Source organism: Streptomyces sp. NPDC053431 (assembly GCF_044544925.1).
In the GTDB taxonomy this organism is placed as follows: Bacteria; Actinomycetota; Actinomycetes; order Streptomycetales; family Streptomycetaceae; genus Streptomyces.
The window spans coordinates 18,414-33,533 of the sequence record NZ_JBITXX010000007.1 but is presented as its reverse complement, the minus strand read 5'-3'; the positions used below and the strand labels follow the sequence as shown (position 1 = coordinate 33,533).

Below are 15,120 nucleotides of genomic sequence, written 5' to 3'. Positions count from 1 at the left end.
GCAGGGCCCCGTCACCGTGACGGGGCCCTGCCGGCCCGTACCACGAGAGGGACCGTTGAGGAGCACGGGATGAGTGCCGCAGACACAACCACCGCGAAGGTGCCGCCGGTGCGGCAATCGCCACCCTCCGGCTCCGGAGCCGGTACGCCCGCCCCCCGCGGCGGGAAGCCCACAGGCGGGGCCGGGATCCCATGGCTGCTCCTCGCGCCATGTCTGCTCGTGCTCCTGCTGGTGCTCGGCTATCCGCTGGTCCGCCTGGTCACCCTCTCGTTCCAGAAGTTCGGCCAGCCGCAGCTCTGGGGCTTCCAGGAGCCCGAGTCGGCCGGCCTGGAGAACTTCACCAAGATCCTCGGCGACAGCGAGTTCTGGGCGGTCGTGCTGCGGACCGTGATCTTCGCGGCCGGCGCGGTGATCGTCACCATGGTCGTCGGCATGCTGATCGCCCTGCTCCTCCAGCGCGTCTCCGGCTGGGTCAAGGTGCTGATCAACATCGTGCTCGTGGCGAGCTGGGGCATGCCCATCATCGTCGCCACGGCCATCTTCAAGTGGCTCTTCGACGCCGACTACGGCGTGCTCAACTGGCTGCTCAGCCGCCTCCCCGGCGTCGACATGATCGGCCACAACTGGTTCGCCAGCGGCCCCCAGGGCCTAGCCGTGATCATGCTCCTGGTGGTCTGGGGGGCCGTGCCCTTCGTGGTCATCACCCTGACCGCCGGCCTCACCCAGGTGCCCAAGGAGCTCGAAGAGGCCGCCCGCCTCGACGGCGCCGGCGCCTGGGGCGTCTTCCGCTACGTCACCCTGCCCATCCTCAAGCCGGTCATCGTCATGCTGACGACGCTCTCGGTGATCTGGGACATGGGCGTCTTCCCGCAGGTCTACGTGATGCGCAACGGGCACCCCGAGGCCGAGTTCCAGCTGCTCACCACGTACTCGTTCGACAAGGCGTTCGTCGTCAACGACTACGGCACCGGCTCCGCGATCGCGCTTGTCACGGTCGTGCTGCTGCTCGGCGTCGTGGCGGTCTACATGCGCCAGATGCTCAAGATCGGAGATGTCGAATGAGCACCGTCAAGGCCACCGCGGCCACCCGCGCCCCGCGCCGCCCGCGCAGGTCGAAGCTCGGCTGGAACCTGCTCGGCCTGCTCGTCTTCGTCACCGCCGGCTTCCCGGTCTACTGGATGCTCAACACGGCCTTCAAGCCGGCCAAGGACGCGATCGACCCCGATCCGCACTTCTTCCCGTCCACCTTCACGCTCGAGAACTTCAAGCGTGCCCTGGACATCGCGGACTTCTGGGGGCCGGTCACCCGCAGCCTGCTCGTCTCGTCCGTCGTGGTCGTCATCGGCATCGCGGTCGGCCTGCTCGCCGCCCTCGCCATCTCCCGCTTCGCCTTCCGCGGCCGGAAGATCGTCATCGTCGGCATCCTCGCCGTCCAGATGGTCCCGCTCGTCGCCATGATCATCCCGGTCTTCCTGCTGCTCAACGACCTCGGGCAGTACGACAAGCTCAGCGGCCTGATCATCACCTACCTGACCTTCATCCTGCCCTTCACGGTGTGGACGCTGCGCGGCTTCATCGTCAACATCCCGAAGGAGCTGGAGGAGGCCGCCCAGGTCGACGGCTGCACCCCCACCGGCGCCTTCCTCCGGGTCGTCTTCCCGCTGCTCGCCCCGGGCATGGTCGCCACCTCGGTCTACGGCTTCATCCAGGCCTGGAACGAGTACCTCTACGCCCTGATGCTGATGAGCCAGCAGAACCAGACGGCCACCGTCTGGCTCTCCAACTTCATCACCAAGAACGGCACCGAGTACGCCCCGATGATGGCCGGCTCGACCATGATGGCCGTCCCCATCGTGATCCTCTTCCTCCTCGTCCAGCGCAAGATGGCCGCGGGTCTGACGGCCGGCGCAGTGAAGGGATGACGTCCGCCCCATGACCACTCTCACCACCGGCACGGACACCCTGACCCGGGACGCGCTCACCGTCCTCCAGCCGGGTTTCGTCGGCACCACCGCCCCCGACTGGCTGCTCCGCCGGATCGGCGAGGGGCTCTCCTCGGTCGGCCTCTTCGGGCGCAACATCGTCACCCCCGAACAGCTGGCCGCGCTCACCGCCCAGCTGCGCGCCGAGCGGGACGACGTCCTGGTCGCCATCGACGAGGAGGGCGGTGACGTCACCCGCCTGGAGGTCAAGGAGGGCTCCTCCTTCCCCGGCAACTACGCGCTCGGCAGCGTCGACGACGTCGAGCTCACCCGGGCCGTCGCCCGCGAGCTCGGCCGTCGGCTCGCCGCCTGCGGGGTCGACCTCAACTGGGCGCCGTCCGCCGACGTCAACTCCAACGCCGCCAACCCGGTCATCGGGGTCCGCTCCTTCGGCGCCGACCCCGAGCTGGTCGCCCGGCACACCGTGGCCTACGTCGACGGCCTGCAGTCCGTGGGCGTCGCCGCGTGCACGAAGCACTTCCCCGGGCACGGCGACACCAGCGTCGACTCGCACCACGCGCTGCCCCGGATCGATGTGGACCTCGCCACACTGCACGCCCGTGAGCTGGCACCTTTCCGCGCCGCCATCGCAGCGGGTACCAAAGCCGTGATGAGCGCGCATATCCTGCTCTCCGCGCTCGACCCCGACCGTCCGGCCACCCTGAGCCCGCAGATCCTCACCGGTCTGCTGCGCCAGGAGCTGGGCTTCGAGGGCCTGATCGTCACCGACGGGATGGAGATGCAGGCCATCTCGTCGACGTACGGCATCGAGCGCGGATCCGTCCTCGCGATCGCCGCGGGCGCCGACGCCATCTGCGTCGGCGGCGGGCTGGCCGACGAGGACACCGTACTGCGCCTGCGCGACGCGCTGGTGAACGCGGTACGGACCGGTGAACTGCCCGAGGAGCGGCTGGCCGACGCCGCGGCGCGCGTGCGCGCCCTGGCGGCCTGGACCCAGGCGCACCGGGTCAGGGGGGCTGGATCGGGGCCGGGCGCGGCGTCACAGGAGGGGACCGCGCCCGGCACCGACGTAGGCCTCGTCGCCGCTCGCCGGGCCCTCGAGGTCACCCCGGGCCGGAGCCCGTACGAGCCGGTCACCGGCGCCCCCTACGTGGCCTCCTTCACCCCGGTCGTCAACTTCGCCGTCGGCGACGAGACCCCGTGGGGGATCGCCGCCGAGCTGGAGCGGCTGCTCCCCGGCACCGCCACCGGCTCCTTCGGGGCCGAGGCGACCGTGGACGCCGTCCTGGCCGCCGCGGGGGAGCGGCGCGTGGTCGCCGTCGTCCGCGACGCCCACCGGCACCCGTGGATGTCCGGAGCCCTGGACGCCCTGCTCGCGGCCCGCCCGGACACCGTGGTGGTGGAGATGGGTCTGAACGAGTCGGAGCCCCGTGGGGCCCTGCACATCGCCACCCACGGCGCCGCCCGCGTCTGCGGCCGGGCCGCGGCCGAGGTCATCGCCGGCCGCTGAGCCGCCGCCTCCGCTCGGGGGGACGGACGAGGTGGTACGGGAGAGGGGCCCGGCGCCTGCATCAGGCGCCGGGCCCCTTCGCGTACCCGGGTGCGCGGGGAGCCCGGGGCCTGCCGGGCCCCGACCCGCCGGACGGGCCCTAGATGCCCTGCCAGGCCGGCTTGTTCGCGAAGGTGTGGCGGAAGTAGTCGGCGAGCTTCAGCTTGGAGGCGGCCGCCTCGTCCACGACCACCGTCGCGTGCGGGTGCAGCTGGAGCGCGGAGGCGGGCACGAGCGCCGCGACCGGGCCCTCGACCGTCTGCGCCACGGCCTCGGCCTTGCCCTCGCCGGTGGCGAGCAGCACCAGGTGCCGGGCCTCCAGGATGGTGCCGATGCCCTGGGTGATGACGTGGTGCGGCACCTGGTCGATGTCGTTGTCGAAGAAGCGGGCGTTGTCCACCCGGGTCTGCTCGGTGAGCGTCTTGATCCGGGTGCGCGAGGCGAGCGAGGAGCACGGCTCGTTGAAGCCGATGTGCCCGTCGGTGCCGATGCCGAGGATCTGCAGGTCGACGCCGCCGGCCTCGGCCAGCGCCGCGTCGTAGGCCTCGCAGGCCGCCTGCACGTCCTCCGCCGAGCCGTCCGGGCCCATGAAGGCGTCCGCGGACAGCCCGAGCGGCTCGACGACCTGGCGCAGCACCGTGGAGCGGTAGGACTCCGGGTGCCCGGCGGGCAGGCCCACGTACTCGTCGAGCTGGGCGATCCGGGCCCGGGAGGCGTCCACGGAGCCCGCCCGGACCTGGGCGATCAGGGCGTCGTAGATGGGCAGCGGGGTCGATCCGGTGGCCACGCCGAGCAGCGCGTCGGGCTTGCGGCGCAGGAGGTCGGCGATGCCGTCCGCGATGAGCTCTCCGCCCGCCTTGGCGTCCTTGACGATGACAACTTCCACGCTGAGCCTGCCGATCTGAATGAGGGGCTGGTGAGGAGCCGGGTGGTATAGACCAATCTAGGCTCAAATCTAGCAGAGCGCGGGCCGTCCGCCCATGCCGTTCCGGCCTGCGGGACGGGCCCTTCTCATCGTCGGCCGCCCCCGTCTCCCCAGCCACTCGAACCCCACCCGGCACCCCTCGGCGCCGCGCCCAGTCCCGCACCCCGGGTGCCGCGCCGGGTCCCCGCACTCCGGGTGCCGCACCCGCCCCCGCACCTCGCCTCCTCCCGGCAGTCACCCCGCGCCCACCCGCTGACCTCGACCCCCTCGCCCCCCAACCCGCCCGACACCCCCGGCTCAGTCCAGCGAACCTCCCGTCGCGTCGATCCACTGACCCGTCACCCAGCGCCCGTCGTGCGAGGCCAGGAAGGCCACCACGTCGGCTATGTCCTCGGGAGTGCCGATCCTCCGTAGGGCCGACATCGCCGCGGCGCCCGCCAGGGCCTCCTCGTTCCCCCGCAGCCAGCCCGCGTTGATGTCCGTGTCGACGATGCCCGGTGCCACCGCGTTCACGGTGATCCCGCGCGGGCCGAGCACCTTCGACAGATAGCGCGTGAACACGTCCAGGGCGCTCTTCGACATCGCGTAGGCGATCAGGTCCGGCATCGCCGCCGCGTGCGACAGGCCGGTCGAGACGTTCACGATCCGCCCCCCGTCGCGCAGCCGCTCGGCCCCCAGCTGTGCCAGGAAGAACGGAGCCTTGGTGTTGACCGCGAAGATCCGCTCGTACTCCTCCTCGCCGATCGTGGCGAACGGCTCCGACGCGCCGATCCCCGCGTTGTTCACCAGGATGTCCAGGCCGTCCGCGTGGGCGTCGAAGGCGCTCCACAGTGCCTCCGCGTCCCCCGGGACCCCCAGCTCCTGGCCGATCGCGAAGGCCTCCCCGCCGGCGGCCGCGATCCCCGCGACCGTCTCCTTCGCCGCCGCCTCGTTGGTCCCGTAGTGCACCGCGACGCGCGCGCCGTCGCGCGCCAGGCGCTCGGCGATCCCTCGCCCGATGCCCCGGCTGCCGCCCGTGACCAGTGCCGTCTTCCCCTTGAGCACGCCCATGACGACGCCCCCCTCGCATTCCCTAGCGGTCGTTACAGAAAGAACCGTACCCCACGTTCCGTAGTGCTCGCTATAGAATTTCGGCATGACGACCAAGCAGCGCGGCCGCCCCCGCTCCTTCGACCGCCATACGGCGCTGGAGCAGGCGACGATGGCCTTCTGGGAGCACGGGTACGAGACGACCTCCGTCTCCGACCTCACCCGCGTCATGGGCATCAGCGCGCCGAGCCTGTACGCGGCCTTCGGCGACAAGAAGACGCTGTTCGAAGAGGTCGTGGAGGAGTACGCGCGGTCGCACGGGGCCTTCGGCGCGGAGGCCTTCACCCAGGAGCCGACGGCGCGCGGCGGCATCCGCCGGATGCTGATCGAGGCCGCGGCTCACTACACCGACCCGGCCCACCCGCCCGGCTGCCTGATGATCTCCGCGGCGGTCAACTGCTCCACCCCCGAGGTCGCCGACGCCCTGCGCGACCGGCGGAACGCCAACATCGCGCGGATCGAGGGGCTCATCCGCCGGGGCGTGGAGTCGGGCGAGCTCCCCGCCGCCACCGACTCCGCCACCCTCGCGCGGCTGTGCGGGGCCGTCCTCATGGGCATGTCCCAGCAGGCCAGGGACGGTGCGACGCGGGAGGAGCTGGAACGGCTCGCCGAGGCGGCGATGGAGGCCTGGCCCGGGGAGGGGTGACGCGTGCCCGGCCCGGGGAGAGCCCGGCGTCGGGTGATGCGGGCGGGGCCCGGGGATCCGGGTCCGGGGAAACGGTGAAGACGCACCCGCGGGCCGCGGCGCCCGACGGGACCCTCAACCCGTCCGGCACCGCAGCCCGGAGTTGCCCGGCCGGGGGTGTGCGGTCCCTCGGCCGTGTGGGAGGTCTCGGCGCAGTCAGGGCAGAGAGCGCCGGGTACCTCGTCCATCCTCCTGTGCGGGGAGGATGGAGGCTTCTATGAAAGGCATTGTGGACTAGACCATTCTTGTCTGTCCATCCATGCGCACACGGTCGTACCGGGGCCATCCTCCAACACGGACGCCCGGAGATCCAGGTTCACCGCCTGTTAATTCCGACGGGTACGCTCGCTCACGTGCCCTCCATGAACGACCTCGTACGCCAGCACACCGCTCTGAGCGAGTCCGACCTCGACTGGCTCCACATGCTGGTGTCGGAGTGGCAGCTGCTCTCCGACCTGTCCTTCGCCGACCTCGTGCTGTGGGTCCCCACCCTGGACGGCACCCGGTACGTCTCCGTCGCCCAGATGCGGCCGAACACCGGCCCCACCTCGTACCAGGACGACATGGTCGGCCACCTGGTCCCGCGCGGCCGCCGCCCGCTCCTCGACGCCGCCCTCGACGAGGGCCGGATCGTGCGCGAGGGCGACCCCGAGTGGCGCGAGGAGGTCCCCGTACGGGTCGAGTCCATCCCCGTACGGCGTGAGGGCCGCGTCCTCGGCGTCATCGCGCGCAACACCAACCTGCTCACCGTGCGGACCCCGTCCCGCCTGGAGCTCACCTACCTCCAGTCCGCCTCCGACCTGGCGCAGATGATCGCCGCCGGCTCCTTCCCCTTCCCCGGCGAGCAGGTCGACATGGACTCCTCGCCGCGGGCCGGCGACGGGCTCATCCGGCTCGACGCCGAGGGCGTCGTCCAGTACGCCTCGCCCAACGCCCTCTCCGCGTACCACCGCCTCGGCCTGGCCGCCGACCTCGTCGGCCAGGACCTCGGCCAGATCACCGCCGAACTCGCCCCCTCCCGCGGCCCGGTGGACGAGGCCCTGGCCAAGATGGCCTCCGGCTACGCCCCGCGCGAGTTCGAGGTCGAGGGCAACGGCGGAGTGATCCAGCTGCGGGCGATCCCGCTCAAGCCCAAGGGCACCCGGATCGGGTCCCTCGTGCTGCTCCGGGACGTCACCGAACTGCGCCGCCGCGAGCGCGAGTTGATCACCAAGGACGCCACCATCCGGGAGATCCACCACCGGGTGAAGAACAACCTCCAGACCGTGGCCGCCCTGTTGCGCCTGCAGGCCCGCCGGATGGACTCCGACCGCGGGCGCGAGGCGCTGAACGAGGCCGTGCGGCGCGTCGGTTCGATCGCCATCGTCCATGAGACGCTGTCCCAGAATCTGGACGAGCGGGTCGAGTTCGACGAGATCGCCGACCGGGTGATCGCGATGGTCGCCGAGATCTCCCCGGGCAAGGTGTCGTGCCGGCGCAACGGGCGCTTCGGCATCCTGGACGCGGAGGTCGCCACTCCGCTCTCCATGGTCCTCACCGAGATCCTGCAGAACGCCCTGGAGCACGCCTTCGCGCCGGGGGAGCAGGGCACCGTCGAGGTCACCGCCGTCCGCGGCGAGCCCCGCGCCGACGCCCGTCTCCTCATCACGGTCAAGGACGACGGGCGCGGACTGCCCGAGGGCTTCGACCCGCAGCGGGCCGGCAACCTCGGTCTGCAGATCGTCCGGACGCTCGTCGAGGGCGAGCTCGGCGGCAGCTTCGACATGCAGCCGGGCGCGGAGCGCGGCACGCGGGTCGTCCTCGACATTCCCGTACAGCCGCAGAAATAAAGGGAGTTCACCGGGGCGAAGTCAGCGGTGTGAGTTCACCGATGCGAGTTCACCGGTGTGAGTTCACGAACCTGACGTCACGAACCTGACTCCATGAACCTGGCTTCACGAACCCGAGTTCACGAACCCGAGTTCATGAGTCCACGACCCTGGTTCACAGCAGCGAGCCCCGGACCGAAGTGAATCGGTCCGGGGCTCGAATGCTGTGGGTTACTGCTGCGCGCTGCGGCTCGGGGGGCGGTGAATGCGTACGCGGTGTACGCGCCGCCGGGCCTCAGGCTGTGCAGGTGGCTCAGGCGCTCGCGTTACGCGCCCGGTTGCGGGCGGCGCGGCGCTTCATCGCGCGGCGCTCGTCCTCGCTGAGGCCACCCCAGACGCCGGAGTCCTGGCCGGACTCGAGCGCCCACTGCAGGCACTGCTCCATGACGGGGCAGCGGCGGCAGACGGCCTTGGCTTCCTCGATCTGCAGCAGCGCAGGACCGGTGTTGCCGATGGGGAAGAACAGCTCGGGGTCTTCCTCACGACAAACGGCGTTGTGACGCCAGTCCATGGCTGCTACCTCTCTCAGGTGTTACGTGCGAGTTGCTTGTGAATGTGAACGCTTTCACGAATCCCCCCGCAAGGGAAGGGCCGACTGCCAGGTGAACTGGTGTGGTCCTTGTTACAGAGGAGGGGTTCTGGCTCTCAGTGGAGGCCGGTCTTGCGGGCCGTCCCGATCGCCAAGAAGAGACTCCCAAACCCCAGCAACGGATACAACCCCTTCCGGAAAGTTTTTTTTGATTCCTCGGTGTCGGCTCCGTCACAGCCGTACTTCTAGGGGGTGGAGGGCAGCCTAAACGTTCGAGTAGAAGGACTTTCGGTCCTTCTGGTCACACAATCACACGCAGTGCACGGCGAACGCCTGTGAACGTCACGCTCGTACGCAGTCCCAGGTGGTCTCCGTCCATCTGGAGGGGGAGCGGCACCTTCGAATGCAAGGTGAAGTCGGTCAGATCGTGCAGCGTCAGCGCGTGCTTCCCGTGCGGTCCCCGCTCCGGGGTCGAGGTGAGCAGCTGGGTCGCGTACCGGGCCACGGCGGGGGTGGACAGCCGGCTCAGTCCGAGCACGTCGAGGGCCGTCTCGAAGGAGGCCTCGGGCGACGCGTACACCGGACGATTCCCCAGGTAGGTCCAGGGGGAGGTGTTGCAGATTATGGAGAGGACGAGGTTCTCCACAGGATCCTCACCGGGGCGCTCCAGGGAGATCGTCCCGTGCCGGCGGTTCTGCTCGCCCAGGAACTGGCGCACCACCTGACGCAGATAGAGCGCGTGGGTCGAACGCTTGCCCCGCTCCCGCTGCTGTTCGACCCGGCCGATCACACTCGCGTCGAACCCGAATCCGGCACAGAAGGTGAACCAGCGCTCCGGTACGCCCTCGTCCTCCGTGCCCGGGGTCCCCGAGGCGAGCCCGAGGCTCACCGTCCGTGTCCGCCGCTCACGCAGAGCGTCCAGCAGCGCCCCGGTCGCCTCCACGGCGTCGTTCGGCAGTCCGAGCGCCCGGGCGAAGACGTTGGTGGAGCCGCCCGGCACCACCGCGAGACCCGGCAGCCGGTCGGGATCGGGCCCGGCGTGCAGCAGTCCGTTGACCACCTCGTTGACCGTGCCGTCGCCGCCGAGGGCCACCACCAGGTCGACGTCGTCCGAGTCGGCGGCCCTGCGCCCCAGGTCGCGGGCGTGGCCCCGGTACTCGGTGGTGACCGCCTCCAGCTTCATCTCGCTGGCCAGCGCGTGGATCAGCACGTCACGTGTGCGGGCACTGGTGGTGGTTGCTGCCGGATTGACCACGAGAAGCGCGCGCATGGTCGCCAGCGTACCTACCCGGCGGTACCCGGCGCAGTCCGGTCCGTCCTCACTCGTCCCCGGCCGCCCCTCCGGCCGGAGCGGGCCGGCTCCGTTCCGGCCCGCGCCCTTCGCCTCCGGGCCGCCCCGGCTACCCTGCCTGCATGAGCAGTGCGAGCAGTGCGGACATGAGCAAGACGGAGCGTACGGAGCAGGGCCCGCGGCCCGGGCGTCTCACCGCCGCGGCCGTCGTGGCCGGCGTGGAGGGCCTCGCCCTGGCGGCCGGCGGCCTCTACCTGCTGGTGAGCACCCTCGCCGACCGGCCGGGCGACCTCACCTCGGCCCTCATGGGCGGGGTCACCCTCATCGCCCTCGGGCTCATCCCGCTCGTCGCCGCCCGCGGCCTGTGGCTGCGGCGCTCGTGGAGCCGTGGCCCGGCGGTCATCATGCAGATCCTGGCGCTGCCCGTCGCCTGGCAGCTGCTCCACGACGAGGTCCTGATCCCGGCCGGTATCGCCCTCGCGATCCTGGCCGTGACCGGCCTGGTCATGCTGGTCAGTCCGGCCACGACCCAGGCGCTCGGCATCAAGCGGCCCGGCCAGGACGCTCCGTAGCCGCTCGCTCCAGCCGCACGCTCCGAGCGCTCGCCGGTGGCACCACGCGCGCCACCCTCCGTAGCGCCACCTTCCGTAGCGCCACGCCCGCCGCAGCACCACGCGCCCGTGGCACCAGGCGCCGTGGCACCAGCCACCGGCACCGTGGCACCCGGCCAGGCTGCTCCCCAGCCCCGGCCAGGCCCCTTCACGAGCGCCCGTCGCTCACTCCTCGACGAGCAGCTTCTCCCGCAGCTGTGCCAGCGTGCGCGCCAGCAGCCGGGAGACGTGCATCTGCGAGATGCCCACCTCCTGCGCGATCTGCGACTGGGTCATGTTCCCGAAGAAGCGCAGCAGCAGGATGCGCTTCTCGCGCGGCGGCAGGTCCTCCAGGAGCGGCTTGAGCGACTCGCGGTACTCGACCCCCTCCAGGGCCTCGTCCTCGGCGCCCAGGGTGTCCGCGACCGCCGGCGACTCGTCGTCCGTGTCCGGCACGTCCAGGGAGAGCGTCGAGTAGGCGTTCGCCGACTCCAGCCCCTCCAGGACCTCCTCCTCGGAGATCCCGAGCCGCTCCGCGAGCTCGTGCACCGTCGGGGAGCGCCCGTGCTGCTGCGACAGCTCCGCCGTCGCCGTCGTCAGGGCGAGCCGCAGCTCCTGCAGGCGCCGGGGCACCCGCACCGCCCAGCCCTTGTCACGGAAGTGGCGCTTGATCTCGCCGACCACGGTGGGGGTCGCGTACGTGGAGAACTCCACCCCGCGGTCCGGGTCGAACCGGTCCACCGACTTGATCAGGCCGATCGTCGCCACCTGCGTCAGGTCGTCGAGCGGCTCGCCGCGGTTGCGGAAGCGCCGGGCCAGGTGCTCCACCAGCGGCAGGTGCATCCGCACCAGCCGGTCGCGCAGCGCCGCCTTCTCCGGCGAACCCTCCGGAAGGCCGCGCAGCTCGACGAAGAGTGCCCGCGCCCCGGTCCGGTCGTGCGGGACGGGACTCCCGTGCTCCTCGTGGGCCGCTGGGCCCTCGGGAACCTCGGGAACCGCTTCCTGCTGCTCCTGCTCGCTCATCTGGTCCGCCTGCTCCGCGTGATCCGTAGCGACCTCGACTCCGACCCCGACCTCGACCCGGACCCCGGCCTCGACTCCGGCATCCGTCTCCGGGTGCGGCCGGGCCTGCTGCTCAGGGATGCCGGCCGTCGCGTCCCCGCTCCTCACGCCGGGCCTGGCCCCGCGCCGCGCTGTTTGTACAGGCTGATGGACACCGTTTGGTCGTCGGCCACGGACGACTCCACCTTCCCGGCCAGTGCCGACAGCACCGTCCAGGCGAAGGTGTCGCGCTCGGGCGCCCGGCCGTCCGTGGTCGGAGCCGACACGGTCACGTCGAGCGAGTCCTCGACCAGCCGGAACACACAGCTCAGCACCGACCCCGGCACCGCCTGCTGGAGCAGGATCGCGCACGCCTCGTCGACGGCGATCCGCAGGTCCTCGATCTCGTCGAGGGTGAAGTCCAAGCGCGCCGCGAGACCGGCCGTGGCCGTACGCAGCACGGACAGGTAGGCACCCGCAGCGGGCAGCCGGACTTCCACGAAGTCCTGGGTCCCGGGCTCGCCTGCGATCTGGGACACCCTCACCTCCAAGGTGGCACAAGCTCTTTCGGGGTCCGGGGAGGAACCTCCCGAACCAGGCGGTACGCAGTCGGTTGCGCAGTCCGCCGAGACGCTATCGCGATCCGTCCCGCCGTGTCTCCGGGGGCCCGTACGGACCGCCCCGAGGACCGCCCCCCTTGAGGACCGGACCCGTAGGACGCACCCCGGCTGCCCGGCGGCCGCGGAGAACCCGCGGAGGGGTGACGTACCCAGCCGTCAGACGATCGAACCGTCCACGAAGCACCAGCGCCAGCGCTCGTTCGGCTCGAAGGTCCGCATGACCGGGTGACCGGTGGCCGTGAAGTGCGCCGTCGCGTGCCGCCCCAGGGACGAGTCGCAGCAGCCGACGTGCCCGCAGCTGAGACAGAGCCGCAGCTGGACGGGGTGCGTGCCGTCGGCCAGGCACTCGGGGCAGGTGTCGTTCAGCGGCGCCGGTTCGGGGCGCGGCATTTCGGCAACGTGCAGGCACTCGCTCATGATGGCCAGGTTACGTTGTGGCACGAGTGACGTGAGGGCACGAACGGGGATCGGGCATGGACGCACTGCAGCTGGTGGCGCTGGTCGCGGCGAGCGCCGCGATCGCGGGCTTCGCCCGGAGGACCCCGGTGCCGGCGCCGCTGCTCCTGGTCGCGGTCGGCCTCGCCGCCTCCTACGTGCCAGGGGTGCCCGACTACACGCTCGACCCGCACATCGTGCTGCCGCTGATCCTGCCCCCGCTCCTCTACACGGCCGCCGTCGAGTCCTCGTACCTCGACCTGCGGGCCAACATCCGGCCCGTCGCCCTGCTCTCCGTCGGCTACGTGCTCTTCGCGACCGTCGCCGTGGGCTGGCTCGCCTACGTCCTCGTGCCCGACCTGCCGCTGACCGCCGCGCTCGTCCTCGGCGCGGTCGTCGCCCCGCCCGACGCGGTCGCCGCCACCGCCATCGCCCGCAGGCTCGGCCTGCCGCACCGGATCACCACCATCCTCCAGGGCGAGTCCCTGGTGAACGACGCCACGGCCATCACCGCGTACAAGGTCGCCCTCGCCGCCGCCGTGGGGGAGGGCATCAGCTGGGCCGGCGGTCTGGGGGAGTTCGCGCTGGCCGCGCTCGGCGGCATCGGCGTCGGACTGGTCCTCATGGTGCCCATCCACTGGCTGCGCACCCATCTCCACGAGGCCCTGCTCCAGAACACCCTCTCCCTGCTCATTCCCTTCATCGCCTACGCCGCCGCCGAGGAGGTCGGCGCCTCCGGCGTGCTCGCCGTCGTCGTGGTCGGCCTCTTCCTCGGGCACAAGAACTGGAAGGTCGACTTCGCCACCCGGCTCCAGGAGGAGGCGGTCTGGAGGATGGTCGCCTTCATCCTGGAGTCCGGCGTCTTCGCGCTGATCGGCCTCCAGCTGCCGTACGTGGTCCAGGGGCTCGGCCGGTACGGCATCGGGGAGGCGGCCCGGTACGCGGCCGGGGTCTTCCTCGCCGTGGTCGTCGTCCGCTTCGTCTGGGTCTACCCCGCCACCTTCCTGCCCCGCTGGATGTCCGCCCGCATCCGGGAGCGCGAGCCGGAGGTGGACTGGCGGGCGCCGCTGGTCGTCGGCTGGGCCGGCATGAGGGGCGTCGTCTCGCTGGCCATCGCCTTCTCCATCCCCGTCGTCACCGACGGGGTCCCGTTCCCGGCCCGCAACCTGGTCCTCTTCCTCACCTTCACCACCGTCATCGGCACCCTGGTCGTCCAGGGCCTCACCCTGCCGCCGCTCATCCGGATCCTGAAGCTGCCCGGCCGCGACCGCTACCAGGAGACGCTCGCCGAGGCGCAGGCCCAGAGCGAGGCCTCCCGGGCCGCCGAGGAACGCCTCGACGCGCTCCTCGCCGACCCGCGCAACTCCCTGCCCCCGCCCCTCGCGGACCGGCTCCGTACGGTGCTGGAACGGCGCCGCAACGCCGTCTGGGAGCGGCTCGGCGCCGTCAACGAGGTCACCGGAGAGACCGCCGACGACACCTACCGGCGGCTCGCCCGCGAGATGATCGACGCCGAGCGCGAGGTCTTCGTACAGCTGCGCGACGCCCGCCGCATCGACGACGAGATGATGCGCACCCTGCTGCGCCGCCTGGACCTGGAGGAGGCCGCCGCCTACCGCGAGGAGACGGGCTGAGGCTCCGGCGCGCCGGTGACCACCGCCGCGATCCGGGTGCCCGCCGGGAAGGCGCCCTCCGCGGCGAGCGTCACCAGTCCGTGGAGCATTTTGGCCACATACAGTCGCTCGATGGCGAGTCCACGCCGCGCCCCGTGACGCGCCTCGAAGTCCCGTGCGAAGGCGTCGAGCTCGGGCGTCGTACGGGCGTAACCGCCGCCGTGGAAGCGCTCGTCGAGCCGCCAGTCGCCCCGCGGGCCGCCGAACGCCGCCTCCTGGAGGGCGGCGATCTCCTCGCCCAGGAAGCCGCCCTTGAGAACCGGGACGCCCAGCACCCGGCCGTCGAATCCGGCCGCGAGACCGGCGAGCGTGCCGCCCGTGCCGCAGGCGACGGCCGCCACGTCGGCCGCGCCCCGGAGCTCGCGCCCCAGCTCCACGCAGCCCTCGACGGCGAGCGCGTTGCTGCCGCCCTCCGGGACGACGTAGACGCCCTCGGGGGCCCCGGCGAGCGCCAGGAGCCGGGCCATGGCCCCGGGCTCGTGCTTCGCGCGGTACGTGGCGCGGTCCGCGAACACCAGGCGCATGCCGTCCGCCGCGCAGCGCGCGAGCGAGGGGTTGAGCGGGCGGCCGGCCAGCTCGTCGCCGCGCACCACGCCGATCGTGGCGAAGCCGAGGAGCCGGCCGGCGGCGGCGGTCGCCCGCAGGTGGTTGGAGTACGCGCCGCCGAAGGTGAGCACCGGGCGGCCGGCGGCGGCCCGCAGATTGAGCGCGAGCTTGCGCCACTTGTTGCCCGGCAGGTCGGGGTGGATCAGGTCGTCGCGCTTGAGCAGCAGCGTCAGGCCGTGCCGGGCGAAGCGCTCGTCCTCGACCGGCTCCAGCGGGGAGGGGAGCCGGGGCCGCAGGCGGGCGGGATCGAACGCGTTCACCCGGACATTGTCGCCG

General features: G+C 71.7%; 15 protein-coding genes. 7 read left to right on the top strand and 8 right to left on the bottom strand.

Annotated features, from left to right (window positions below; translation table 11 throughout):
* Window positions 1-69 precede the first annotated feature (69 nt).
* Genes ACIGXE_RS18465 through ACIGXE_RS18455 form a run of 3 tightly spaced genes read left to right on the top strand, consistent with a single transcriptional unit; the run spans window position 70 to window position 3,453 of the window.
* Complete coding sequence (locus ACIGXE_RS18465) at window positions 70-1,062, top strand: carbohydrate ABC transporter permease (protein WP_399748577.1); 993 nt, start codon at window positions 70-72, stop codon at window positions 1,060-1,062.
* Window positions 1,059-1,922 carry a carbohydrate ABC transporter permease gene (locus ACIGXE_RS18460; RefSeq protein WP_399748575.1) on the top strand — a complete coding sequence of 288 codons (864 nt, stop codon included), beginning with the start codon at window positions 1,059-1,061 and terminating at the stop codon, window positions 1,920-1,922. Before ACIGXE_RS18465 ends, ACIGXE_RS18460 begins: the two co-directional genes overlap by 4 nt.
* A gap of 10 nt (window positions 1,923-1,932) precedes the next feature.
* Window positions 1,933-3,453, top strand: coding sequence for a glycoside hydrolase family 3 protein (locus tag ACIGXE_RS18455; RefSeq protein ID WP_399748572.1), 1,521 nt, complete (start codon window positions 1,933-1,935; stop codon window positions 3,451-3,453).
* A 139-nt stretch (window positions 3,454-3,592) separates the two neighbouring features.
* Here ACIGXE_RS18455 and nagB read toward each other — a convergent pair whose 3' ends face one another.
* Window positions 3,593-4,378, bottom strand: a complete 786-nt coding sequence (gene nagB, locus ACIGXE_RS18450) for a glucosamine-6-phosphate deaminase (protein WP_399748570.1) — start codon at window positions 4,376-4,378, stop codon at window positions 3,593-3,595.
* A gap of 336 nt (window positions 4,379-4,714) precedes the next feature.
* On the bottom strand, window positions 4,715-5,467 hold the full coding sequence (locus ACIGXE_RS18445; protein WP_399748568.1) for an SDR family oxidoreductase: 753 nt from the start codon (window positions 5,465-5,467) through the stop codon (window positions 4,715-4,717).
* An 85-nt stretch (window positions 5,468-5,552) separates the two neighbouring features.
* Here ACIGXE_RS18445 and ACIGXE_RS18440 point away from each other — a divergent pair, with 85 nt between their 5' ends.
* Window positions 5,553-6,152 carry a TetR/AcrR family transcriptional regulator gene (locus ACIGXE_RS18440; RefSeq protein WP_399748566.1) on the top strand — a complete coding sequence of 200 codons (600 nt, stop codon included), beginning with the start codon at window positions 5,553-5,555 and terminating at the stop codon, window positions 6,150-6,152.
* Between the two features lie 401 nt (window positions 6,153-6,553).
* Complete coding sequence (locus ACIGXE_RS18435) at window positions 6,554-8,020, top strand: sensor histidine kinase (protein ID WP_399749085.1); 1,467 nt, start codon at window positions 6,554-6,556, stop codon at window positions 8,018-8,020.
* 292 nt (window positions 8,021-8,312) lie between these two features.
* Here the strand turns inward: ACIGXE_RS18435 and ACIGXE_RS18430 are convergent, their stop codons facing one another.
* Window positions 8,313-8,570 (bottom strand): WhiB family transcriptional regulator, encoded by a 258-nt coding sequence (locus ACIGXE_RS18430; RefSeq protein ID WP_003953983.1) that lies wholly within the window; start codon window positions 8,568-8,570, stop codon window positions 8,313-8,315.
* Between the two features lie 319 nt (window positions 8,571-8,889).
* A complete protein-coding gene (locus tag ACIGXE_RS18425; RefSeq protein WP_399748564.1) occupies window positions 8,890-9,858 on the bottom strand; it encodes a diacylglycerol/lipid kinase family protein in 969 nt (322 codons plus the stop codon).
* Between the two features lie 143 nt (window positions 9,859-10,001).
* On the opposite strand from ACIGXE_RS18425, the gene ACIGXE_RS18420 reads away from it, so the two are divergent.
* Window positions 10,002-10,451, top strand: coding sequence for a hypothetical protein (locus tag ACIGXE_RS18420; RefSeq protein WP_399748562.1), 450 nt, complete (start codon window positions 10,002-10,004; stop codon window positions 10,449-10,451).
* A gap of 204 nt (window positions 10,452-10,655) precedes the next feature.
* Here the strand turns inward: ACIGXE_RS18420 and ACIGXE_RS18415 are convergent, their stop codons facing one another.
* The 3 genes from ACIGXE_RS18415 to ACIGXE_RS18405 all read right to left on the bottom strand — a co-directional run bounded on the left by ACIGXE_RS18415 (window position 10,656) and on the right by ACIGXE_RS18405 (window position 12,547).
* Complete coding sequence (locus ACIGXE_RS18415) at window positions 10,656-11,639, bottom strand: RNA polymerase sigma factor SigF (protein ID WP_399748560.1); 984 nt, start codon at window positions 11,637-11,639, stop codon at window positions 10,656-10,658.
* Window positions 11,636-12,049: an anti-sigma regulatory factor gene (locus ACIGXE_RS18410; RefSeq protein WP_399748558.1), complete on the bottom strand. Its 414-nt coding sequence runs from the start codon at window positions 12,047-12,049 to the stop codon at window positions 11,636-11,638. The genes ACIGXE_RS18415 and ACIGXE_RS18410 overlap by 4 nt, the downstream gene beginning before the upstream one ends.
* A gap of 237 nt (window positions 12,050-12,286) precedes the next feature.
* Window positions 12,287-12,547, bottom strand: a complete 261-nt coding sequence (locus ACIGXE_RS18405; protein WP_399748556.1) for a UBP-type zinc finger domain-containing protein — start codon at window positions 12,545-12,547, stop codon at window positions 12,287-12,289.
* A 56-nt stretch (window positions 12,548-12,603) separates the two neighbouring features.
* Between ACIGXE_RS18405 and ACIGXE_RS18400 the strand changes: the two genes are divergently transcribed.
* Window positions 12,604-14,199, top strand: a complete 1,596-nt coding sequence (locus tag ACIGXE_RS18400; RefSeq protein ID WP_399748554.1) for a Na+/H+ antiporter — start codon at window positions 12,604-12,606, stop codon at window positions 14,197-14,199.
* Here the strand turns inward: ACIGXE_RS18400 and ACIGXE_RS18395 are convergent.
* Window positions 14,178-15,104: a 1-aminocyclopropane-1-carboxylate deaminase/D-cysteine desulfhydrase gene (locus ACIGXE_RS18395; RefSeq protein WP_399748552.1), complete on the bottom strand. Its 927-nt coding sequence runs from the start codon at window positions 15,102-15,104 to the stop codon at window positions 14,178-14,180. The genes ACIGXE_RS18400 and ACIGXE_RS18395 overlap by 22 nt on opposite strands.
* Window positions 15,105-15,120: the final 16 nt, after the last annotated feature.

Bases quoted from the DNA above. Each gene is read 5' to 3' on its own strand.
- ACIGXE_RS18465 (WP_399748577.1), top strand. From the start codon at position 70: ATGAGTGCCGCAGACACAACCACCGCGAAGGTGCCGCCGGTGCGGCAA.
- ACIGXE_RS18460 (WP_399748575.1), top strand. From the start codon at position 1,059: ATGAGCACCGTCAAGGCCACCGCGGCCACCCGCGCCCCGCGCCGCCCG.
- ACIGXE_RS18455 (WP_399748572.1), top strand. From the start codon at position 1,933: ATGACCACTCTCACCACCGGCACGGACACCCTGACCCGGGACGCGCTC.
- ACIGXE_RS18445 (WP_399748568.1), bottom strand. From the start codon at position 5,467: ATGGGCGTGCTCAAGGGGAAGACGGCACTGGTCACGGGCGGCAGCCGG.
- ACIGXE_RS18440 (WP_399748566.1), top strand. From the start codon at position 5,553: ATGACGACCAAGCAGCGCGGCCGCCCCCGCTCCTTCGACCGCCATACG.
- ACIGXE_RS18435 (WP_399749085.1), top strand. From the start codon at position 6,554: ATGAACGACCTCGTACGCCAGCACACCGCTCTGAGCGAGTCCGACCTC.
- ACIGXE_RS18430 (WP_003953983.1), bottom strand. From the start codon at position 8,570: ATGGACTGGCGTCACAACGCCGTTTGTCGTGAGGAAGACCCCGAGCTG.
- ACIGXE_RS18425 (WP_399748564.1), bottom strand. From the start codon at position 9,858: ATGCGCGCGCTTCTCGTGGTCAATCCGGCAGCAACCACCACCAGTGCC.
- ACIGXE_RS18420 (WP_399748562.1), top strand. From the start codon at position 10,002: ATGAGCAGTGCGAGCAGTGCGGACATGAGCAAGACGGAGCGTACGGAG.
- ACIGXE_RS18405 (WP_399748556.1), bottom strand. From the start codon at position 12,547: ATGAGCGAGTGCCTGCACGTTGCCGAAATGCCGCGCCCCGAACCGGCG.
- ACIGXE_RS18400 (WP_399748554.1), top strand. From the start codon at position 12,604: ATGGACGCACTGCAGCTGGTGGCGCTGGTCGCGGCGAGCGCCGCGATC.